Raw genomic sequence first — 22,574 nt, forward strand, 5'->3', positions numbered from 1 at the left:
GAGGCTCCGTTGGTCGGTGAAGGTCCAGCCGTCGCATTGTCGTCATCCGCTCCGCAGCAAACGTTTGCCCACTGCCTTTGCCCTGAGGTTGGAGAGAACGTCGTCATATACCCCGACGATCTTTTCCACCGTGAGCACCTGATCGTATCTCGCCATTGCCGCCCGACCCCGGAACTCGCTGCTCCGCGACCAGTCAAAAACCTCTCGAAGGTTGCGGGCAATCGTCCCAGCGTCCTGCGGACAGATCCGCGTTCCCGCGATGCCGTTTAACAGCTCGCCAACGTCGCCGACGTCCGTCGCCACCACCGGACGATTGCACGCGAGAGCTTCCTTGATCGAGGTCGGCGACCCCTCATAATCCGAGCAGAGAAGCAGGGCGTCGGCCGCGCTGTAGCACCACGGCATTTCGCCGTTCGGCACATTGACAACCGTCATCAACTGCGCGTCGACGCCTTCCTGCACAAGTCGCTCGACTGACGCTCTTGCAAGATCGTATCTCTTCTCAGGGCGCGCCGGATCGAATGGAAACAGAACGATATGCTTGTCTTTCGGCCACCCCAGCCGTGCTCGTGCTTTATCGCGATCGTACGGCTTGAATACGCCGAGGTCGACCCCGCAGGGAATCACGATTCCCGGAATCCGTCTCCGCAGCTCCTCCGAAACGACTATGACGGCATCGGCGAAATGCGACACAGCCCGCGTGCTCAGCCTTTCAAAGATGCTCTGTCCAATTACGTCGGTCCCGTGCAGCGTGATGACGAGCGGCGCCCGCAATCGAAACATCGCAGAATATGCCGAATAACCGTAATGCGCATGGACGATGTCGTATGCCACCGCGCTCGTCATTCGTACGACATCAAGAGTGCACCTCAGGTAATTCATCTTGGACTGAGATCCGAGAATATCGATGACGTCGACCGTGTGGCCAAACCGGCGCAGCTGCTCCACCTGCTGGCACACGAAGGCTCCGGAGCCCGGCCTCTGCGGACTCGGATACATGTTGGTGACACAGAGGATTCTCACGATTGGTGCTCCCTCGACGCCTGGCACGAACTGCCATCGAGTCACTGGTCTGCGTCGCTAACCCCGTTGAGCCGTCGTCGGATCCCCGCCGGAACGCCCATCACTAGCGCACCGTCGGGCACGTCCTTCGTCACCACCGCGCCGGCGCCGACGACGGCGCCAGCGCCGATTCTGACGCCTGGCAGCAGGTTGGCTCCCAGGCCGATTGCCGCGCCGCGCGCGATATGGGGCCCGAGCATGGGCGAACCGTCGTAACCGTTGCGGCCGATCGCATTGTCGTTCGAAGTGCCGACGCAACCCGAAATGAACACGTCGTCTTCGATCGTCATATTGCCCGCCAGCCAGGTATGATCCTGCACCCGGACGCGGTCGCCAATTCGCGTATTGTAGTTGACCGTGACGTAACGTCCGATGACGGTCTTCGAGCCGATCCGCGATTGTTCACGGATCGAGGCGCCATCCCCGACCAGGGTCCCCGCGCCGAGCGATACGTCGTAGAAAATCACTGCGTGCGGTCCGATAGAACAATCGGCGCCGATATCGACCCACGCCTCGAAATGCGGCGGGCGCGACAACGCGCCGGCACCTTTGGGCGCCTTGCCGATATAGGCTCCCGGAAAGATCTCGACGCTGTCGCCGATTCTAGCGCCGCTCTCAATCACGACATGCGGGTGAATGACCACCCCGTTGCCAATCGTAACACCAGGCCGCACCACGGCGAACTCGGCGATCGTCACGGCCACACCGATGGCCTCGGTCTCGACCACCGCCCATGCACTGAGTCGATTCATCGGCACTCCTCCCCGCCGTCGGCGCTCAGCGAGGCGGGCGAATGCGTCGGCCTCCGCTGCGCGATCTTGTGACCGCGCCGCTCGGCTGCAGCGCGCGCAATCGCGGCGACATGGCGCACCGCGTCGCGTGCGAGCTCGGGAAACATGGGCAGGGACAATGATCGAGCGGCCATCGCTTCGCAGCACGGCAAGTCACCCTGCCTGTAGCCGAGATGTGCGAGAGCAGGCTGTAGGTGGAGCGGCAACGGATAGTGGATCCCGGTTGCCACGCCGGCCTCGTCGAGCTTCATCCGCATCGCGTCCCGCTCGTTCGTGGTGATCACATACAAGTGGTAGACGTGCGTCGAGCCCTTTCGAACGAACGGCGTCTTAATCCCCGATTGCGCCAACTCCGCCGCGTACCACTCCGCAGCGCGCCGCCGATTGGCGTTCCATTCATCCAGACGCCGGAGCTTGATCTGCAGGATTGCCGCCTGGAGAGCGTCGAGCCGGCTGTTGAACCCGATCTCGGCGTGGCTGTAGTGGGTGGTTCGACCGTGGTCACGCAATCGTTCTATCCGCTCGGCGATTGCGGCACTGTTGGTGGTGATCGCTCCCCCGTCGCCATAGGCCCCGAGGTTCTTCGCCGGATAAAACGAGAAACATGCGACGTCGCCGAGCGCCCCGGTTCGGACCCCCCGATATTCCGCTCCGTGTGCCTGGGCCGCGTCTTCCACTACATAGAGCCCGCGCCGCCGCGCGATGTCCTTGATTGGACCCATGTCAGCCGGCTGTCCGAAGAGGTGGACTGCGATAATCGCTTTTGTGCGATCCGTTACGGCGCGCTCGATCATCGTGGGATCGATCGTGTAGGTCTCCGGATCGATATCGACAAACACGGGGCGCGCTCCCGTCGCCGCGATCGCGGCCGCAGTGGCGATGAAGGTATGGGCGGTTGTAATCACCTCGTCGCCGTGACCAATACCCAAGGCCCGTAGCGCCAGATGAATCGCGTCCGTGCCGTTCGCCACGCCGCGCGCATGGCGCACCTGGCAATACGCGGCGAAATCTTTCTCAAACGAGGCAAGCGCCTCGCCGCCTATGAACTGCGTGGAGTTGAGAACACCCCGAATTGCTTCGGCTACCTCGTCTCTTATCGTCTCATATTGCGCTTTAAGATCGACAAACGGAATTTGCATTTTCGAACCTCACGAGAATCCGTCTTTGTGTCTTGCGAACGTCAGCGGGCCCCGTGCCCCCGCAGCACCGCGGGAAACGTCAGGGCAATCAACTTCAGGTCGGTCCATAAGGTCCAGTTCATTGCATAGTCGACGTCCATCTCGAGCATCACTTCGGGGCTGACACGACCCCGACCGCGCACCTGGCAAATTCCGGTTATTCCGGGCCTCACAATGTGACGCTTATGGTGCCAGTCGCGGAAGTGTTCGAGTTCATAAGGAATCGCGGGCCGCGGACCGACGATGCTCATGTCGCCCCGCAATACGTTGAGGAATTGAGGCAGCTCGTCGAGGCTGGTTCTCCGCAGCCACCGTCCGACGCGCGTCACGCGAGGATCGTCTGTCAGCTTGTACGGGGCGGCGGGGTCGTTCGACAGGGGTTGCTTTGCCCAGGCCCTCCGGATCGCCTCGCGATGGATGTTTTCGTCGGCGTTGTGTTGGAGTGTCCGGAATTTGAAGCAGTTGAACGGTTTCTCGTCTCGCCCGATCCGACGTTGGCGAAACACCGCTGGTCCTGGACTGTCGAGATGGATTGCTATCCACACCACCACGAAGACGACGGACAGCAACACGATGGCGAGAACGCTGATCACGACGTCGAGCGCCCGCTTGCCAAATTCCCGCGGGGTTGTCTTCCGTCGCGTGGCTTCATGCAACGGCAATTTCTGGACCCCCCGCCGGCATGTTACGCCGCCGAACCATCCGGTGATCGTTGCCGTTGCTACTGTGCTTGTGTTTCAGCCGTAGACACGCCGATGCCGCCTCGAGCGCTTCGACAACGCGCAGCCCGTGAAGTCCGTCCGCGCGCGGCCTTTCCCCCGTTATGATCGAATTGACGAAGTCGAGTACCTCGAGTTTCAGCGGTTCGCTGCTGGATATCGCGGGTATATGAACGTCGCCATGATGATAGGCCGACTGAAAGTCGGCGTAGGAGTCGCCGTCGATCCTCGGCCTGAATCGCTTCTGGTATACGCGCACTTTCTCGGACGGCTGCACGTCATCGAACACCAGCATCGCATCGCTTCCGACGATCGTGATTTGGCGTACTTTTACCGGGTCCAACCAGGAAACATGCACATGGGCCGTCGGGCCGCTCTTGAAGCCCATCTTGGCGTAAACAACATCCTCGACGTTGGGCAGAACGTGCGCGCAACCCCAGGCGCCGATGGTTTGCGGCACCTCCTCCAGCAAGCAGAAGATGATCGAGAGGTCGTGCGGCGCCAAGTCCCAAAGGACATTGGCGTCCTGCCGGTAGAGACCGAGATTCAGGCGCCGCGAATCAATGTAGTACAGCTCACCGAGAGAGCCGCTCTTGATCATCTGGCGCATGACACCGACCGCCGGGTGATACTCGAAAGTGTGCCCGACCATCAGAACACGCTTGCGCGCTTCGGCGATCGCATTCAACTCGCGGCACTGCGCGCTCGTCATGGCCAACGGCTTCTCGACGAGCACGTGCTTTCCGGCCTGGAGGACCGCTCGCGCCAATTCAAAATGCGTCTCTACAGGGGTGGCGACAATTACACCGTCTATAGAGGGGTTATTCAGTACCGCGCCGATATCACGCGAAACAGCCACAGAAGGGTATTGTGAGCGGATATATTCCAATCTGTCAGGACGCGGATCAACAGCCATCGACATCCTTGCATCGCGTACGTCGCAGCTGACGCGGATGTGTTTCGAACCCCAGTAGCCGCAACCGATGACCGCGAGCGACGGGCCGCCGTTCGCGATCTGAACTTTCACGTCCTCACGATCACGGGTATTCGCCATGTTGGCTCCTTGTCTGCGAGTGTCGATTCAAGATAGCCGATTGGGCGTGCGCGCTGCTGAAGCACACGGGTTACGATCTACGCTCTTTTGGGGTACACAGGTCGGAATACCCCCCGTGCTTGCGCGTGCTGTGGCCTTGACAAGGCGGAGCCGGGCGACGCAGCTGCGGGGTAGGACCCAAATTACTTTTTGCGTCGAATCGCGCCGGGATCGGCCCACTCAATTGCCACGGAGCTTTGCCGACGCGCCGCAGCATTCGAATTCAGGCCGCTGTGCTTGCGTCGGGTCAAAGGCGCTGAAGACCGACCTTGTTCGTTGCTTCGCGCACGACGCTGTCCGTCTCGGCAATTCCGGCGAGCGAATCGATACCGGCAGGGTCGCTGACGCTGTGGGATTCCAAGCGCCGTTGACAGCAGCCGATCAAGAGCAGGGCCTCGGCGTCGTCACCGGCCTGGCAGGTAAATAGGCGGAAGGGGAGGCGCCGAGGACCGGCAGGAAGGGCAGGACCACGACTTTCCATCATGCAGTACGGCAACTTGTTATGGTGGCAAGCAGCAGCTGCAACTCCGTTCTCTTGACGGTCCCGGCTCGCACTCATCCATCAGTCGTTCGGTTTCGGCAGACATCGTGGCGCTTCGACGGGCATGGAGCCTCTCACCGGCGAGAAACTCCTCAGCGGCTTGGCGTTTGAACGCGATTCTGTATGTGCGGCATGTGCGGTGCTTGGCCATGGGTTCGCACCACAATTTGTCCCCGCGTACTCACAAATGGGTACCCAATCAGCCGTCGGCAGCAACCCTTTTGCCTGCCCTGGCTGGGCGCGCCCGAACGCTACTCTAAGGGCAGTGGAAGTGAGGGACTACAATGAGACGTGCGATGTTTGAACTTGGCTACGTCGGTATGACAGTCGCCGCCTGCCTCTCCAGGATGGCGACGAAGTCATTGGCGTCTGAGCGCAACGAAGAATGTGAGCCAGCAAACGCCTAGCGCCCCGGACGATCTCACAACATGAGCCTTATCGTGGAGCTTTCCCGTCAGATCGCGGAGTTTGTCGACCCCGCTCAAGCGACGCCATGGTCGTCTCGCGAAGGGTGATGCGACAGTCCAGGATGGAACGAGGCACCATGGACACAGGTTCTTCGATCGCGCTCTTGCTCCGCAGCGACGACACTCCATCGCCCGACGATTGCAATCTGTCGGAAATCCTCGAGTTTTTTGGAATCCCATGGATGGCGCTGACAGTCAGCGAAGCGAACGAGGGCAATGTAGCCTCGCTGATGGCAAGTCATCAGCAGTTCTCCGTCCTGACTTCCGCGTCATGTCTCGCCAAAGCCCTGCGGCCCTGCAAGGCCGGAACGTTTCCGGCCTGGTTGGCGGCAGCTACGTCCGTATTCGTCTATGGATTTCAAGCTGCGGATCGCGGCAGGGCTCTGTTGCGCCAGATCACTGGAGACCCGGACGCGGAGATCGACGGCATTGAGGCGCGGCCGACAACCGTGTTCGTCACTGATGCTTTTCCAGACATGTGCGGTCCAATGTCGGCCCTGCGGATTCAACTGGAGCCCGGCGCCGCGGATGCTGCGCTTGTCATCCGGGATGATGGCGAATTGCAGAGCATCCTCGGGGCACCCGAGGGGCACCTGTTCGTCGGATTTGCTAATGCCGGCGTGCGCTTTTTTGCCGATGCTTCACTGGCGATGGTGGACATTTGCGAACGCGCTGCGACCTATTTCGATGTGAAGAAGCGCTTTGCTGGTGCGGTGCCCGTCGTCATGTATCTGAAGTGGTCGTTCCGCGCCGTCTGCTGGACCACCTCCGAAACAAACGCGTGCCTGATCATCGATGATCCACCTCTGTGGCCACGGTACGGCTGTCTCGACTTTGGCGAACTTTTGCGGTTGGCCGACAAGCAAACGTTCGCGACGACCGTCGCCTTCATTCCATGGAACTGGCGGCGAACAAATCGCGACACCGTTGCCGCCTTTCGGCGAAACAGCGGAAAGCTGTCCGTCTGCGTGCACGGCTGCGATCACACCCGTGGTGAATTTTCAGCCCGTTCAGCGGACCTACTCGACAGAAGGCTGAAGACCGCCAGGCGTCGGATGAAATCCCTGCTCAACGAGACCGCGCTTGATCATGAAAACGTGATGGTTTTCCCGCAAGGGGCATTCTCGCCCGAGGCAGCGTCCGCTCTCAAGCGAAATGGCTTCTTCGCGGCAGTGAACACGGAAGTCGCACCAGCCGATGACGCGTCGAACGAAACGACACTTGCAGATCTGTGGAGTGTCGCCATCGTCCGGTATGGGGGATTCTCGATCTATACCCGGCGGTACATCCACCACGGCATTGAGAACTTCGCATTTGACGGAATCCTGGGCAAGCCGTGCTTCGTTGCCGGGCATCACGACATTTTCCGAGACCACGGTAGCGAACTGGCGGAGTTCCTCCAACAGCTTGCATCCTTGCGGTGGAAACTCTGTTGGCGGACTCTCGGGGACGCCGTCTGCCGCAGCTACGGCATTCGCCCTGACGACGGAACGATCACAGTAAAGATGTTTGCTGAGCAACTCCGCATCGAAAACGGGGAGGCGATGGCGCGACGGATCCGAGTTGTGAAGGAAGAACCACAGGTCGTCTCCTTGAAAAATGTTACCGTCAACCAGGAGGTCGTCGCGCACGAATACATGGATGGATGTCTTAGAGTGATCGTCGATATTCCGCCCGGCAGAACAGCGGATATACGCTGCGTTTATCACGAACAGCCGGATGCGTTCCCGGATTCAGAAGCGGTCTCATACCGGCTTGGAGTGGCGGCTCGGCGATATCTGTCCGAACTTCGCGACAATTACGGGCACCTCTTTCGCTTTGGCGTATAGCCGGGGGGCGGACCGCAACGAGCGTTGTCATGCTGCTTCGGCTCAGGCACAAGGCTCCTAGCGAGGTCGGGCTGGATCGCTACCAGCTCGTGGAAACGCTTTTTGCTCAGCCAAGGCGTAAGGCTTCTTTCCCCGGGCAGCGGGTGTGACTGCGGCTGCGGCCAGCTTCGAACCGGGAGCAACGCGCGCAGATCACTCTGAGAATGACTTGGCAGGTCTCAAGTGTTGATTGCAATCAAGCTCGGTGCGGTCATGATCAAGGCTACCCGGCAACCCTTCGGCCTGTCTTCCTTGCCATATCAGAATAGGTAGCCCAAAAAAGTCGAAGCTCGGCGCGGATGAAAGAATACACTCGCGTACCGGGTTTCGCGTCCGAATGATTGGAGATCCTACGTTTCAAAAGAACCGTCGACCTTTCAGACAGAGCAGCGGCCAGCGTTGGCAGCACAACGTAGTGCTGGTGGTGAATTAAGATGAAAATTGCGGTGTTCGATCTGGTTACGTCGGCATGACGACGGCCGCTTGCCTCGCCAGGCTAAACCTATGCCCGCTCCACTAGTTGCCGATGCCGTCAAACCCTCCCATGTCCGCCCCGGCGCGACTGCCGATGCCGGCCGTACTGGCGCCGGCAAAAAAATCTGGATCGACCTGGAGAACACGCCGCATATTCCGTTTTTCAAGCCCATCATCCGCGAACTGGAACAACGCGGATACACGGTAGTGCTGACCGCCCGCGACGCGTTTCAAGTGTGCGAGTTGGCGGACAAGTTTGGATTGGCTTACAAAAAAATCGGCCGTCACTACGGCAAGAACCGCCTCCTCAAGGCGTGGGGACTCGCCTGGCGCAGCCTGCAATTGCTCGGCTTCGTGCTGAAGGAGCGTCCGATCATGGGATTGAACCACGGCGCGCGCGCGCAGATCGTCATCTGCAATCTCTTCCGCATCCCGACGGTGATGATCATGGACTATGAACATTCCAAGACGCCGGCGATCGTGGCGCCGCGTTGGGAAATCGTTCCCGAAGTTCTGTTGAGCGAAAATCTTCACGCCAAGTCGAAAGAACGCATCCGCAAATATCGCGGCATCAAGGAAGATGTCTACGCACCGGAATTCAAGCCGGACACCTCCCTCAGCGAGCAACTCAATCTGGGCGAAAAGGAGATCATCGTCACGGTTCGTCCGCCCGCGACGGAAGCGCATTATCACAATCCCGAAAGCGAAAGGTTCTTCATCGAGTTCATGGAACGCGTGATGGTGACGCCCGGCGTAAAGGCGGTTTTGCTGCCGCGCAACAAAGCGCAGGAATCGCACATCCGCGCCAGCTGGCCGAGGTGGTTTGAAGGCGACAAGGTCATCGTTCCCAAGCAGGCCGTCGATGGCTTGAATCTGCTCTGGCATTCGGACCTCGTGGTCAGCGGTGGCGGCACCATGAACCGCGAAGCCGCTGCGCTGGGCATCCCGGTCTACAGCATTTTCCGCGGCGAAAGCGGCGCCGTGGATCGCCACTTGCAAAAAGAAGGCAAGATGGTGCTCATCGAAACCAGCGCCGACGTCCATAACAGTATCCTGTTCCAACGCCGCGACCGCAACACGGCGGCCAACGGCGGCGCCCGCAGCGCTTTAAGCGACATCGTTCGCGAAGTGGAAGGCATTGTTCGCGCTGATTGCCGCAAATGACTCTGTGCGCGCGACGCAACGGACAAGGTCCTTCCACGGCAAATTATCCGACGGAAGAAGATTGGATTCGGGACAGCTACCGTATCGTGATTTCGTTCAGGAAATGATGGTGAGCGAAAGACTGCCGGTCTCAGCAGTAACTGCTCGCTTCGCGCGCCCTAGATGGCTTGCGCTTACCTTGCGAACCAGAACGTAACATCCGAGTTAGTTCTGCCGCACCATTTTCGCTGGAAGATCTTTATCGCGCAGCACAGGCGTTGAAGCTTGCCTCCCGCCTTGAAGGCTGTTCGATGATCGCGGCACTACGCCGGCGAGCGTCAGATCAGATGCACTGTGGTGGTGCCTGAGCTCCAGCTCGCGGTGCTCGGCACTGATCAAATCATCGAACGAAAGCAGTGGGGAGCGAAACTGCTTGGATCCGTAGATCTTGTGGTTCGAAAGAACCACCAAGGCGTCGGCCCATCCATCAACCTCTTCGAGCGGGAATAGCTCGAGCTCCCAAGCTTTCACGAAGGGGTCATGGCAGCGGACTTCGTATCTCTCGGAGAGAAGCCTTGCGACCTCTAAAGCCGGCGTTTCGCGAGCATCGTCGACGTCCGGCTTGTAACTCACTCCCAGAATACCGATGCGCCTGGCGGACGGGGCGATCTTGTTTTGAATTCGTTCGGCGGTGTGCTTCGGCATCTCGTCGTTCAGCTCGCGCGCCGCTCTAATGACATTGAGGCCGTCGATGTCCTCGGTCAAAAACCATGGATCGATGGCGATGCAGTGGCCGCCGACGCCAATTCCAGGTTGCAAAATGTTGACGCGCGGATGTTTGTTTGCGAGCTCGATTGCAGCCGAGATGTCGAACCTGAACTTGTCGGCAATCAGGGAAAATTCGTTCGCGAGCGCGATATTGACGTCGCGGAAAGTGTTTTCCATGAGCTTGGCGCACTCCGCGGTCACGGGGGTTGTCCTGTGAATCGCACCCTCCGTGAACGTCGAATAGAGGAGTTCCGCTCTCTGTGCTGCTTCCGGCGACGTGGCGCCGATGATGCGATCATTGTGCACGATTTCATGCAGGGTATTGCCGGGAATGGCGCGCTCTGGGCAGTGCGCGACTTCGATTTTCAGATGTTTCGATTGGAGGATTGGAAGTAGGATGTCTTCACAGGTCTTCGGCTTGATCGTGGATTCGATGATGAGAAGATTTCCGTCTTTCATCACGGGAAGCAGGCTATTCACGGCCGAAAGAACGAAGGACAAATCGCATTTCTTGTTTTCGTGCGGCGTCGGTACGGCCACAACGAAAACGTCCGCCGGCGCAGGCTCCGTCTGAGCCTTGAAACGTCCGGTTTTCAAGGCCGCAGTCAGCAGTTCCGGAATGCCTTTTTCTTCAAACGGGCAGTGGCCGCTGTTAATCTCATTCACCTTGTTATCGTTGAGATCAAACCCAGTAACCGTTACGCCCGCGTTCGCAAACAACAGCGAAGTCGGAAGGCCCATGTAGCCAAGGCCCGCAACGCAAACGGTGTCCTGCGTTCGGGGGACCGGTTGCGCATGTTGGCCCGTGACGATGTCGAGAATTCTCTCGGCGGTGTGGCCGTCTCCAAAAGGATTCGTCCAAGGGGGCATCGGGCGATTGAGAGCCGCGACCATCGCCTCCGCGTCTCGGTGCACTAGAACATTTGCGCCGACATCGATGGTTTCGGGCCGTTCCGTGCGATCGCGGATCGTCACGCAAGGCACGTCCAGGATGCAAGCTTCTTCCTGGACGCCGCCGGAATCGGTGATAACGGCGGTGCAGTTCGAAAGCAAAGTCAGGAAATCCGAATAGCCGACAGGCTCGGTCCAAGTCAGATTTTCAGGCAGATCAATCTTGCTTCCTTTGAGTACCTTCTGTGTGCGATAGTGGATCGGCCAGCACACTTTGCCGGGGATCTTGGTAATCAGGTGGATGATTTCCCTCAGCGCATCCGGATCATCGACGTTTGCGGCCCGGTGGGACGTGAGGAGATAGTACCCCTTCTTCTGCAACTTCAGTTCGGAAAGAATCTGACTCGTTTTCTCCGCTTGAACCCGATGAGAAAGCAGCGCGTCTACGATCGTGTTACCGACCTTGAAGATTTTCGACTCCGGTAGGCCTTCCTTTTTCAGGTAACCGACCTGCAGGTCGGTGACGGCAAACAGATAGTCCGAAATATGATCGGCGATGATTCGGTTGCTTTCTTCGGGCATCGTTTGGTCAAATGAGCGCAATCCGGCCTCGACATGCCCTACCTTGATACGAAGTTTATGCGCCGCGAGGGCGCCGGCCACCACGGTGTTCGTATCTCCCTGAACGAGCAATACATCGGGCTTCTCTGACATTAGGATGGGCTCAAGCGCGATCAATATGCGGCCAGTTTGGTTCGCGTGACCGCCGGAGCCGACATTCAAATTGTATTTCGGCGCGGGGAGATCGAGCTCCGAGAAGAAGATCCCGTCGAGCTTCTCGGAGTAATGTTGTTTCGAGTGAATGATGAAGTAGTCGAGCGTTCGCTTCCGGCATTCGCGAATGACCGGTGCCATTTTGATGATTTCCGGGCGAGTGCCGACGAGAATGGCGATTTTCATCTATTCTCCACGAGCGGCTCAAACATGAGGACCTGATACTGATGCATCACAAACGGGCTGCCACGTCTAAAATCTTGTTTGAGGACTGCGGCCCGGCGTGCCGAGCCAACTCGGATCACCATGCGCACTGGTAATGGTGCGAACCGGACCTTCTGGTCACGGGCTCAAGTTCTGCGAAACAATTCCCATGCGAAGACGGACACCTGCCGTTAATGGACGAACATAGGATATCCAATATTCGCCCCATATGCGGACCCTTCTGGGTTACCCCTATCGGACCTGCGTCTCATGCGAGCCAGCGGGCGGTGTGCGCGCAGTCACGATGATCTATCGTCGGCCGTGATGCCGAAGCGCGCAGGCATTTGTTGCTCGAGCGGCCCGCTATGTCGACACCGAGTGACGCGGACTCAACGTTCCACTCCGCCGATCGACCGTTGCTCTACTCGCGCCAGTTGATGAAAGTTCAGTGGCAGGTCATTTTTGTTCTAGCTTGGCCGGATTTAGCGCGCGCTAGCGAGGTCGTGTTGCCAGTAAAGCTGCGGACGGTCAGTCAGGGTCGTCCAGGCGTTGACGAGTTGATTGTTAACATCAAATTTCGGTAACGGACGGCACTCGTCTCGGTCGCCGTCGAGCGATAGATGCCAAATTCCCAATAGGTGCCTTGCCCAAAGCCCAAAGGACCCTGATAGTTCACAACCTGTTTGCCGTTGATCCAGACGTCCAGGTACCCGCTGCCGCTGTTGGAAAAATTGGCTTGAACGCGAATGTCGTTGTAGACGCTGGTCTGAATGGAATTCGGGTCGGTCCAGAGCGTGAGCATATGGAGAGCGGATGAGGAATTGCGGGGATTCCCACCGGGGAGAACATAGCGGGCGACAATTTGCAGACGGTCGCGGTCCATCTGGATCGCGAACGGCGGTGAGGTCGGTACGCCGCTCGCGCCATCATCGTTGTGCATCTGCCCGACGACAAAAAAGCCGTTCGAGTGATCCTGCGTGTTGACGAAGGTCCCGTTGGAATTGGCCTCCACCATGAATTGATAGTCCATTTCAATCGGAGTACCGGCCGGGATCACTGCACCCCAGCTGGTCGCGACGCCCGTCGAGGCATTTTGAATTTCAGAGCGATCAACGCCTGAACCATCAAGACCCGCTGCCCAATTGTCGCCCTTGCGGACCTCGAACCGCAGGGTCTGCGGGTCGGGGTTGGTTATGCTATAGCTCTTACCCGCCGTCTCAATTTGGTAGACGTCGCTACCAATAAGAAATGTTTGCGACTTAGCCGAAAACGACGTAATCGACGGAGCAGCTGTTCTCGTTCTATCTACAGGCTGCGATGCGGCGCTCGTCTTGTCTGCCGTATTGCTGTGGGTGCCAACAGAGCTGTGAGTATCGTCTGACAGGCTCTGGGCCAGCAAATTCCCCGAACCACCTGCGTCCGCTATCCTCATATCGAGGGATGCCGATCCATCAGAGATGTTCGCGATGCTGCCAGCCAGCGCAAAGATAAGGGGTATCATTATTGTCATTGCTATCCCCCTTGTCAGTTTTCTACTTGTCTGAGCAAGGTTACAGCAACTAGCGCGAAATTCGATCAGCGAACTGCCGCAAAAATGCTTGGCCACTTGTGAAAAGACCTCATTCAAATCCGATACAATTTTCGACTGGTTCAATCGAAGGAAAATAAGGACTACCACCAGGCATGAGCCCCGAGGAATGCGTCATGAATCGTATGGCGATGTGCAGAACGCGAGGTACCAGGTGCGCACCGGGGGCATCACGCCTCGTGGCCGGACCCGAAAGAGCCGCGCCTGCGCGACGAGCGCCACCGTCCGCCGTCGGCGCAGGATCGCTAGCTTAATGGGCTCGAGACGCCGCGACAGCGCCTCCGGCGCACTGCAAAGTAGGATGTTCGAATAGGGGATCCGCACGGGCAATGCTCTCCCCAGTCCCCCCGGTCGCCTCGCATTGAGCCGTTGCGTACGGCGCTTTACCACGAGAAAGGCATGCCGACCCATCGCTGACGGTGAGCTTCAGGCAATCATACGGTGCGTGATCGTCGAAGATCCGTCGTTGCTGGCTAGTCAGCCTCTTGCGGAGCGCAGCCGGCGCCAAGTGGTGGCCTTGATGGCCTATTCCCGAAAAGTCTGTTCAAGGAGGCGGCAGACCGACTCGCGGTCGCCTGGGTCCGCGGCACGCCGGGCGAACATGCAGCCGTTTCTCGCGATAGAGACGGGACTTCTTGTGGCGCATGACAAGTCCCTCACGGCGTATCAGCACAAGCAGGCGGCGATAGCCGAAGCGACGGCGAACCGCTGCAAGCTCGCGCAACCGATTCCGCACAGCCTCATCACCAGATCGTTGGCACGATAGCGAACCGAGCTTCGATCCGCGCCAAGTACCCCACACGCCCGCCATTCGCTCACATCGAAACTGCTGCGCAAATGAGCGACGGCCTCTCGCCTTACGGCGGGCGCCACATCCTACGGCATGGCCATGTCGAGCATAGCTTCCGCCAGCAGCTTCTTCAGCTTCGCGTTCTCGTCCTCAAGCGCCTCCGCTTAGCGTCGGAAACCGCCAGCCCGCCGTACTTGGCCTTCCATTTGTAAAACGTCGCGCACGAGAATCCGTGCTTGCGGCGGATATCAGCGGTCGCCACACCCGTCTCCTGCTCCCGCAAAATACCGGTGATCTGCTCGTCCGCGAAACGGCTCGGTTTCGTGGGCTATCCCTCCCGAGGTGAGGGACTCGATCCAGTCTTGGAGGGAGTCTGCGAGGCTCAGACCACACCTCGTAGGTAACCCCTATTATCCGCCAAAACGGCTTCGGGACTCCTGAACAGCTGATATGCATTTGGCTACGCTCGTTTTTGATCGGCTACGAGCCTTTGACTTCGCTGGGGAAAAATGATGCGCGTCGAGCAACCGCCACAGCTTTTCTTATATGCGGCTGATTTATCGCCACTTCTTCAATGTCGGTGACCGGATCAATTACGTCAGCAAGGCTCGGCGAAACCATGTGGGAATCCCGCGGTATCAGGCACGACCTTGGAGCATGCGATCGTCAGCGCGTTCGTGAGCACTTTTCCTTTGCTCCACTACGCAGGAAGTACGAAAGCCTGCTGAAGAAGGCCGCACGCAGGAGGCGCGCGCGCGGCATGCGATCGGGGATTCGCCGCAAGGCAGGATTTCTCGCGGCTGCGGGGCTGCTCAACTATGCTCTGCAGTTGGGGATGCGCTTCATCGTGACCGTTCTCGCACGCGAAGCAGTTGCAGCACAGGAACTTTATCAGACAATTTGGGCATGAGTACATCCACAAACATTCGGGAAACGGCTCGCCCGCCCGATGGCGCGCCCAAAAGCCAGGGGACCATGATTCACGCTGGCCGCGCCATCTCGGTCGTGTTCTATGTCACCGTTGCCGCCCGGCTGCTGAGCATCGTCAGCCAGGTGCTGACGGCTTCGGCTTTTGGCGCTGGCTCAACCATGGACGCCTATACGGTGGCGCTGATCGTGCCCACAACCATTTCTGGCATCTTGACCACGGCGGTAGGCGCAGCGTTGATTCCGGTCTTTGTGGACTACCGCGAAAACAAAGGCGAGGCGGAGTCCATGCGCCTGCTCTGGGCAGCGATGACGCTGGGCACGCTGATTGCGCTGGTGGTGACGGTGGCGCTGGTCGCGGGCGCGCCGCTGGTGGTGACGGTCTTCGCCCGGCAGATGGATGCCCCCACGCAGGCGCTGGCGGTCATCCTCCTGCGCTTCTTGATGCCCGTGCTCTTGTTGCAAGTGCTGGTGACGCTGGTTGGCTCCGTTCTGAATGCCTATGGGCGGTTTGCTCTGCCATCGCTGGCTCCCGTCACGATTACGCTGAGCACCATCGCGTTTCTGCTGTTTGCGCGTTCCTGGGGCATCTATGCCCTAGGCTGGGCCACGATTGTGGGTTATTCGCTGAATTTCTTGCTGCTGGTCGTTGCCTATTTGCGCATGGGGCTGCGCTTTCATTTCGATTTTTCCTGGCGGCATCCGGGCATTCAGCGCATTGCCGCGCTTTCCACGCCCATGCTGATTGGGGCGCTGATGGTCAACGGCAACAATCTGGTCGATCAGTTTATGGCTTCGCTCTTGCCGCCGGGCAGCATTGCCTCGCTCAGCTACGCGATCAAGCTGGTGGATATGCCGTCGGGGATCTTTTATACGGCGCTCTCCACTGCGCTCTTGCCGATCTTCGCGCTGCAAGTGGCCCGCCGCGAATTTACGCTCTTAACCTCCACCTTCCGCCAGGTGGTCATTTTTTCCGCAATCATCCTCTTGCCCGCTGGCGCGCTGTTGAGTTCGTTGTCGCGCCCGATGGTGGAGATTTTCTATCACCATGGCAATTTTAGCGCGCAGGCCACCGATGTGGTAGCGTCCGCCGTGATGTTTCTCGCGCCGAATATATTCATCGTCACCTACGGCTTCATCAACGGGCGGATGTATAACGCCCTGCAAGATAATCGCACGCTGCGCAACATTGCCGTGCTCTCGCTGGTGCTCAACTGCGTCTTTGACTATCTCCTGATGCAAATCTGGGGCGTGGCAGGTATAGCGTTCTCTACCACGCTGACCTATCTGATTGGCGCGCTGACGCTGCTGCTCATCCTTAACAAACGGCTGCAAGGGCTACGCCTGCCGCAGCTTGGCCTTTCGCTGGGCAAAACCGCGGTGGCGGCGGCGTTCCTGTGGCTGGCATGCGCGCTGCTGGCGATGCTGCCCCAGGTGGCCGCGCTGCCGCTGCTGGTACAGATCGTCTTGCTGAGCGCTGCGGGCCTGGTGATCTATGCTGCGCTGCTGCTGGCGTTGCGCGTGCCAGAGGTCAGCCAGCTCTCGGCCATACTGTGCAGTCGGCTGCCCTGGGGCCGCGCGCGGGCAAAACCCGCATAGGCCGCAGATGAGCGTATCGATGTTTGTGTACCCTGCGAGGAAGAACTTCCATGAGTGTACAAGCGGCTAGCTCCCCACCCAAAGGCCTTAGCCTGGCAGACCTGGTCAGGCAAGCGCGTGGTATGGTCCATGTCATCAGACGGACACGCTCGTGGACCTGCGTGCGTCTCTTCTGGCTGGGCGAGCGCAACCCTCGCCGCGTCCCCGGCGCGTTTCGCTTTCCCTTCGGGCCGGTGCGCTATATGGACGCCAAGGTGATGCTGTCGCTCTATCGTGAAATTTTTCTGGACCGCGGCTATGAGGTCGTCGGATTAGGCGATGCGCCAGTGATCCTTGATTGCGGTGGGAACATCGGCATGAGCGTGATCTGGTTCAAGCAGCGCTATCCGCGTGCCCGCATCACCGTCTTTGAGGCCGACCCGCAAACTGCCGATCTTCTGGAAGAGAATGTGCGCGCGCTGGGCCTCAACTCGGTCATGGTGGTTCGCGCCGCGGTCAGTGATGCCGCTGGCAAGGTATCGTTTGTGCCCGAGGGATCGCTGGGCGGCCATGTCGGCGATGGGGCAGGGGTGCTGGTGGACGCCGTGCGCTTAAGTGACCTGATTACCGAGCCGGTGGATTATCTGAAGGTCGATATCGAGGGCAGCGAATTTGGCGTCCTCAAAGACCTGTGTGCCACGGGCAAAATAGGGTTGGTAAAGTATCTTGCGTGCGAATTGCACTGCAATCCTGCTGTGCAAGACCAGGTTGCGGAACTGTGGATGGCACTTTCGCAAGCGGGCTTCCGCATCACGGTTAGAGAGGCGAGGGTGGATGCTGAACTGCCTGGGCCACCTGTGCCCACGCCGTTTTCGTCGGCACCGAGCGCGAAATATCTCGTCTGGCTCTATGCCTGGCGTGTGTAGGGATTCGGATCGCATCTTGCCGTGAGCGAAGAGGAACCGTCGCTCGGCAATACAGGCGCTCCAAGCTCCTTATGCCTGGCCATTGCGCGAACTGCTGGTCTGGGCTTCTGGTGCCAATGAGTAACCCGAAAGGGTCGAGCCACGGACCGGTTCAAATAGTATGCTGCTAGGATGTGAGTTCGGATGCCATGCGTTGACGTTCTCTCATTAGGGAGCTCTTTCTCAAGCATGTGCGGATTTCCGATATTGTGGGAGCGTAATGGTTGCAGCCCGCAAGATTTGAAAGGGAGGGCGTTTGCAATGCTGGCTTGCTCAACCAAACTGCGCTGTCGTCCGGCCCGCGGTGGCTCAGGGTTTGCGTCAGGAGGAGTGGGTAGTGAGTAGCATGGTTCAAGAAGAGGGACAGAGATTCGAGTTTGGGAATAACTGGCACCACTTCATTCAAAAGAATTTCGGACCCGAGAGGGTGCGGATTTCCAAGAAGCATCTTCTCGAGTTTATCGAACGGGGCGATCTCAAGGGGCTAACGTTCCTCGATATTGGGTGCGGAAGCGGACTTCACTCCGTTGCCGCCCTAGAAGCAGGCGCAGTATCGGTTCGTGGCTTTGACTATGATGCTAATTCGGTCGCTACGAGCCGATACGTGCAGGCTCAGGTAGGCAATCCCTCCAATTGGACCGTCGAGCAAGGCTCCGTTCTTGACGACACATTTGTGAAGAACTTGGGGGCATACGACCTGGTCTATTCATGGGGGGTTCTGCATCACACCGGAGACGTCTGGCATGCAATTCGCAATGCCGCAGTGTGCGTTAGGCCCGGTGGTATGTTTTATATCGCTCTCTATTCAGCGGATGCTCAAGTCAACCCGCCGCCGGAATTCTGGCTCGACGTCAAGCAAAAGTATGTTGCGGCTGGATGGCTGAAGAGACGCTACATGGATCTTTGGTACGTCTGGCGCTTTCAGCTGCGCTACAATCCGCTGCGGCTACCTCTGTTTCTGTGGAGGATGCACGAATACAAAAAGAGTCGCGGCATGAATATGTTTACGGACATTCGTGATTGGCTTGGCGGTTGGCCGATGGAATTTGTCCATGACAAAGATGCCGTTTCCTTTTGCAAAGAGCTCGGTTTCAGCTTGCAAAGGATGGTGACAGGTGAGGCGAACACGGAGTTTTTGTTCATGAGGTCGGCCACGCCTAAGTGAGGGCAAATTGCCCGTGGCGCGCGATCTCGCGGCGCCCGTGGCGGCCCTCGACCCGCGCGACAGTTCAGCCTATCCGATAGTATGGTCGACTGCATTCCCAAGAGCGCTCAGCTTGGCCGCTCGCTCGTATTTCGTGGCGAACACGCGACTGGGCACAAATACCGGCGCCGTTCGGCGGAGAACCACTTCCCTCGCTCGGCGATCCAAAGCTCTCCATGCCGATTGACTTCCCGGCTTAGCGCTTTCCCCATTTCCGCGGTCTGCTGGTCTGCTTCTCCTGTGATCGAGAATAGGTAATCCGGAAGGGTCAAGCCGCTGACCGGCTCAAAATACTAGACTGCTAGGGTCTGAGTTTGGATGCCATGCGTTGACGTCCGCTCATCAGGGAGTTCTTTTCAAGCATGTGCGGAATTTCCGGTATTTGGGAGCGCAATGGTTGCAGCCTGCAGGATCTGAAAAGGCGGGCATCTGCAATGACGCAAACCCTGAGCCACCGCGGGCCGGACGACAGCGGAGTTTGGTTGAGCGAGCAGGCCGGCATTGCCTTCGGGCAGCGTCGCCTGGCAATTATCGACTTGTCCTCGATGGGACATCAACCAATGGTCTCGGCCAATGGGCAATATACAATTACGTTCAACGGTGAAGTATACAATTTCGGAGAACTGAAAGCCGAACTGGAGCGTTGCGGAGTCCAGTTTCGTGGGCATTCGGATACGGAAGTTATCGTCGAAGGATTCGCCCAATGGGGCGTCAAATCGACCATCGCACGCTTGAACGGGATGTTCGCAATTGCAGCGTGGGACGCCGGAGAGCGTCAACTGTTCCTAGCTCGGGATCGAATGGGCGAAAAGCCGCTTTATTGGGCGATTTTCGATGGACTAGTTTTGTTCGGATCAGAATTGAAGGCGCTGCGCGCGCATCCAGGTTGGAAGCCAAGACTCAATCGTGGAGCGATCTCCGCCTTTCTTCGCCATGGTTATGTGCCGGGTCCATTCACGATCTATGAAGGTGTCTACAAACTGCCGCCCGCCGGGTTGGTCAAAATTGCGAGCGGCGGCGGCCCGGAAGTGGGCGCGTACTGGGACCTAGCCGGTGTTATTTCGCAGGGGCAACGCAATACGCTGCAAGCCGACGAAGATGGACTGGTCGATGAGCTCGAGGCGTTGCTGTATGATGCAGTATCGCGCCGCATGATAGCGGATGTTCCGCTTGGCGCCTTTCTGTCGGGCGGCTATGACTCATCTACTGTCGTCGCACTGATGCAGAAAGCGTCTCTGAGACCGGTCAGGACGTTTACCATCAGCTTTGAGAACCCGGCATTCGACGAAGCGAAACACGCTGAGGCTGTCGCGCGACATCTTGGGACCGACCATACAACGTTTCCCGTTAGCGGCGCGGACGCTCTCGATGTGGTGCCGAAGTTGGCCGAGATGTATGACGAGCCATTCGCCGACCCCTCCCAGATCCCGACCCACATTGTTTCCGCGTTGACGCGAAAACGCGTCACGGTGGCTCTGTCGGGAGATGGTGGAGACGAATTGTTTTCGGGGTACAGCCGGTATCAATGGACGCAGAAGGTTTGGCGACCGAATGCGACGATGCCTCTTGCGCTCCGCCGCCTCGCGTCTTCAAGCATTCGCGCCGTGCCGCCTAGTGCCTTCGATAGGATCGCGCGCTATGTACCCTACTTTCGGCGCGTGCCACGGGTCGGCCAGAAGGCCCATCGATTGGCGCAAATTCTTTCACTTCCATCGATCGATTCCATGTACCATCAAGTTATTGCCTCGCACCATCCGAACCCAGACAGTCTTGTAAAAGGATCACGAGAGGTCCGAACGGCCTGCTGGGATCAAGACCTCGAGGTCCTCTTGCCAGATCCGGTGGACCGTATGCGCTACCTGGATATGTGCACGTACTTGCCCGATGACATCCTGACTAAGGTTGATCGGGCCTCTATGGCTGTCGCTCTTGAGGTGCGTGTTCCGCTCCTCGACCATCGCGTGGTTGAATGGGTCTGGAAGCTGCAGTCATCTCAGAACGCGCGTGCCCGGCGCCCCAAACATTTGCTCCGGCGTGTTCTCGCCCGCCATGTGCCCGATCATTTGGTCGAGCGCCCGAAAATGGGGTTCGGGGTTCCGCTCGCCGACTGGTTGCGCGGTCCGTTACGGAACTGGGCGGAAGACCTGATGAGCGAAACTGGCCTGATCGCCGGCGATGTTCTTGACGTCGAGGGCATTCGCTCGCTCTGGACCGAATTCTTGAGCGGAGACAATGAGCGGTATTTCCTCATTTGGAATGTTCTAATGTTTCAGGCGTGGCATCGTCGGTGGAACGAAGCGTCGGTGGTGGACCCTGGAACGAGACGCTTGGCACCCCTTTTGAATTGAAGATATGGCGATGCGGTCCCACTAGGCTCGGGGTGTCAGGTGCGAATTCTCTCGATAGATTTTTCCATTCCCTATCTATTGAAGGATGATGACTATCCCATCGGCGGTTGGGCTGTCCAACTTTCGATATGGCTTCGCGCACTTGAAAGCGCCGGTCACGAAGCCGCTCTCCTTACCTGGAAGGGTGCTTTGGCCCATGTAGGTTCGGGCCAGCAAATCAAACTGATCGAAACCTATGATCCTTCGCATGGGGTGCGGGTTGCGAAGTATTTCTACTCATACACCCCGAAAATACTGGCAGCCGCCCGCGCCTATCGCCCTGATATTATGATCCAGGGCGCAAGTGCGGTCCATACCGCCATCATGGCTTTCGTCGCCGGCCAGCTAGGGATTCCGTTCGTTCATCGCATTGTCAACGACGTAAACGTCGATGAGCGATGCAAAATTGGACTTCGATCTTATGAATGGTTGGCTTACTCGTGGGCTCGGCATCGAACAGCCGCATTTCTCTGTCAAAATGAGTATCAACGCGAAAAATTGGCAGCTCTCTTCCCGGGCAAGCCTATACACGTCATTCATAATGCCGTTGTCGTTGCAGAGGATGCGCCCGCTCCTTTGCCGCGCGTAGAACGCAGATATGTCGCCTGGCTTGGTGTCTTCCGCTACGGAAAAAACCTGCCATTGCTGTTTCGAATCGCCCAGGAATTTCCGGCGGTCAAATTCCGCGTGGCGGGGATGCTAGAGCGAGATGTTGATCAACCGACGCTGGATGCCGTGAATGGGCTGCGCCATCTGCCAAACGTGGAACTGGTTGGCCATATCCGGCGGGCAGACGTTCAACAGTTTCTCTCAGAAGCGACGATGCTTCTCTGCACATCGGATTTCGAGGGCTTCTCGAACGTGATCTTGGAGGCTCTCGCCGTGGGCACGCCTGTCGTGACGCGCCGGCAAGTCGATCCGGACTCGATCATCGTGCGTCATGCCCTTGGCGCATCGGCAGAGGACGAGTTGGCACTTTCTAAATCCGTGAAAACATTCTGGGACATGAGCGCGAATGAATACGACGCGGTCGCTCGACGATGTCAGACTTATGTTAGGGCCAATCACTCGCCGACGGCAAAAGCTCGCGAGTTAATTGCGGCCTTGACGCCTCTTCTCGCCAAGTCAAAACGCCCACGGCAACCACTTTGAATTGACTTAC

General features: G+C 58.4%; 16 protein-coding genes and 1 pseudogene. 8 read left to right on the forward strand and 9 right to left on the reverse strand.

Features of this window, described 5'->3' with window-relative positions; all coding sequences use genetic code 11:
* Positions 1 to 42: 42 nt before the first annotated feature.
* From EI171_RS15705 to EI171_RS15725, 5 genes are all read right to left on the reverse strand, one after another.
* The gene (locus EI171_RS15705; protein WP_161533821.1) at positions 43 to 960 is read right to left on the reverse strand and encodes a glycosyltransferase; all 918 of its coding nucleotides are present in this window, start codon (positions 958 to 960) and stop codon (positions 43 to 45) included.
* A 104-nt stretch (positions 961 to 1,064) separates the two neighbouring features.
* The gene (locus EI171_RS15710; protein WP_161537014.1) at positions 1,065 to 1,814 is read right to left on the reverse strand and encodes a transferase; all 750 of its coding nucleotides are present in this window, start codon (positions 1,812 to 1,814) and stop codon (positions 1,065 to 1,067) included.
* On the reverse strand, positions 1,811 to 2,992 hold the full coding sequence (locus EI171_RS15715; RefSeq protein WP_161533824.1) for a DegT/DnrJ/EryC1/StrS aminotransferase family protein: 1,182 nt from the start codon (positions 2,990 to 2,992) through the stop codon (positions 1,811 to 1,813). Before EI171_RS15715 ends, EI171_RS15710 begins: the two co-directional genes overlap by 4 nt.
* A gap of 41 nt (positions 2,993 to 3,033) precedes the next feature.
* Positions 3,034 to 3,687, reverse strand: a complete 654-nt coding sequence (locus tag EI171_RS15720) for a sugar transferase (RefSeq protein ID WP_246740550.1) — start codon at positions 3,685 to 3,687, stop codon at positions 3,034 to 3,036.
* Positions 3,680 to 4,804 (reverse strand): Gfo/Idh/MocA family protein, encoded by a 1,125-nt coding sequence (locus tag EI171_RS15725; RefSeq protein WP_161533828.1) that lies wholly within the window; start codon positions 4,802 to 4,804, stop codon positions 3,680 to 3,682. Before EI171_RS15725 ends, EI171_RS15720 begins: the two co-directional genes overlap by 8 nt.
* Positions 4,805 to 5,928: 1,124 nt before the next feature.
* On the opposite strand from EI171_RS15725, the gene EI171_RS15730 reads away from it, so the two are divergent.
* Both EI171_RS15730 and EI171_RS15735 read left to right on the forward strand, forming a co-directional pair.
* Positions 5,929 to 7,680, forward strand: coding sequence for a hypothetical protein (locus EI171_RS15730; RefSeq protein WP_161533830.1), 1,752 nt, complete (start codon positions 5,929 to 5,931; stop codon positions 7,678 to 7,680).
* Positions 7,681 to 8,223: 543 nt separating this feature from the next.
* Positions 8,224 to 9,357 carry a DUF354 domain-containing protein gene (locus EI171_RS15735; RefSeq protein ID WP_161533832.1) on the forward strand — a complete coding sequence of 378 codons (1,134 nt, stop codon included), beginning with the start codon at positions 8,224 to 8,226 and terminating at the stop codon, positions 9,355 to 9,357.
* Between the two features lie 204 nt (positions 9,358 to 9,561).
* Here EI171_RS15735 and wecB read toward each other — a convergent pair whose 3' ends face one another.
* The 4 genes and pseudogenes from wecB to EI171_RS15760 form a co-directional block, all read right to left on the reverse strand.
* A complete protein-coding gene (gene wecB, locus EI171_RS15740) occupies positions 9,562 to 11,955 on the reverse strand; it encodes a non-hydrolyzing UDP-N-acetylglucosamine 2-epimerase (protein WP_161533834.1) in 2,394 nt (797 codons plus the stop codon).
* A gap of 550 nt (positions 11,956 to 12,505) precedes the next feature.
* A complete protein-coding gene (locus EI171_RS15745) occupies positions 12,506 to 13,474 on the reverse strand; it encodes a heparin lyase I family protein (protein ID WP_161533836.1) in 969 nt (322 codons plus the stop codon).
* A gap of 634 nt (positions 13,475 to 14,108) precedes the next feature.
* Positions 14,109 to 14,646, reverse strand: a pseudogene (locus tag EI171_RS45685) (transposase); the annotation flags it as partial.
* Positions 14,647 to 14,831: 185 nt separating this feature from the next.
* On the reverse strand, positions 14,832 to 14,972 hold the full coding sequence (locus EI171_RS15760) for a hypothetical protein (RefSeq protein ID WP_161533838.1): 141 nt from the start codon (positions 14,970 to 14,972) through the stop codon (positions 14,832 to 14,834).
* Here EI171_RS15760 and EI171_RS15765 point away from each other — a divergent pair.
* From EI171_RS15765 to EI171_RS15790, 6 genes are all read left to right on the forward strand, one after another.
* Positions 14,971 to 15,261 (forward strand): hypothetical protein, encoded by a 291-nt coding sequence (locus EI171_RS15765; RefSeq protein ID WP_161533839.1) that lies wholly within the window; start codon positions 14,971 to 14,973, stop codon positions 15,259 to 15,261. The two genes, EI171_RS15760 and EI171_RS15765, sit on opposite strands and share 2 nt — an antisense overlap.
* A 65-nt stretch (positions 15,262 to 15,326) precedes the next feature.
* On the forward strand, positions 15,327 to 16,877 hold the full coding sequence (gene murJ, locus EI171_RS15770; protein WP_210253965.1) for a murein biosynthesis integral membrane protein MurJ: 1,551 nt from the start codon (positions 15,327 to 15,329) through the stop codon (positions 16,875 to 16,877).
* Positions 16,878 to 17,038: 161 nt separating this feature from the next.
* On the forward strand, positions 17,039 to 17,782 hold the full coding sequence (locus EI171_RS15775; protein ID WP_161533842.1) for an FkbM family methyltransferase: 744 nt from the start codon (positions 17,039 to 17,041) through the stop codon (positions 17,780 to 17,782).
* A 385-nt stretch (positions 17,783 to 18,167) separates the two neighbouring features.
* On the forward strand, positions 18,168 to 18,986 hold the full coding sequence (locus EI171_RS15780; protein WP_210253966.1) for a bifunctional 2-polyprenyl-6-hydroxyphenol methylase/3-demethylubiquinol 3-O-methyltransferase UbiG: 819 nt from the start codon (positions 18,168 to 18,170) through the stop codon (positions 18,984 to 18,986).
* 401 nt (positions 18,987 to 19,387) lie between these two features.
* Positions 19,388 to 21,373 (forward strand): asparagine synthase (glutamine-hydrolyzing), encoded by a 1,986-nt coding sequence (gene asnB, locus EI171_RS15785; protein WP_161533846.1) that lies wholly within the window; start codon positions 19,388 to 19,390, stop codon positions 21,371 to 21,373.
* Between the two features lie 39 nt (positions 21,374 to 21,412).
* Positions 21,413 to 22,564, forward strand: a complete 1,152-nt coding sequence (locus EI171_RS15790) for a glycosyltransferase family 4 protein (protein WP_161533848.1) — start codon at positions 21,413 to 21,415, stop codon at positions 22,562 to 22,564.
* Positions 22,565 to 22,574: the final 10 nt, after the last annotated feature.

Origin of the sequence: Bradyrhizobium sp. LCT2, assembly GCF_009931255.1 — a bacterium.
GTDB classification, from domain to species: Bacteria; Pseudomonadota; Alphaproteobacteria; order Rhizobiales; family Xanthobacteraceae; genus Bradyrhizobium; species Bradyrhizobium diazoefficiens.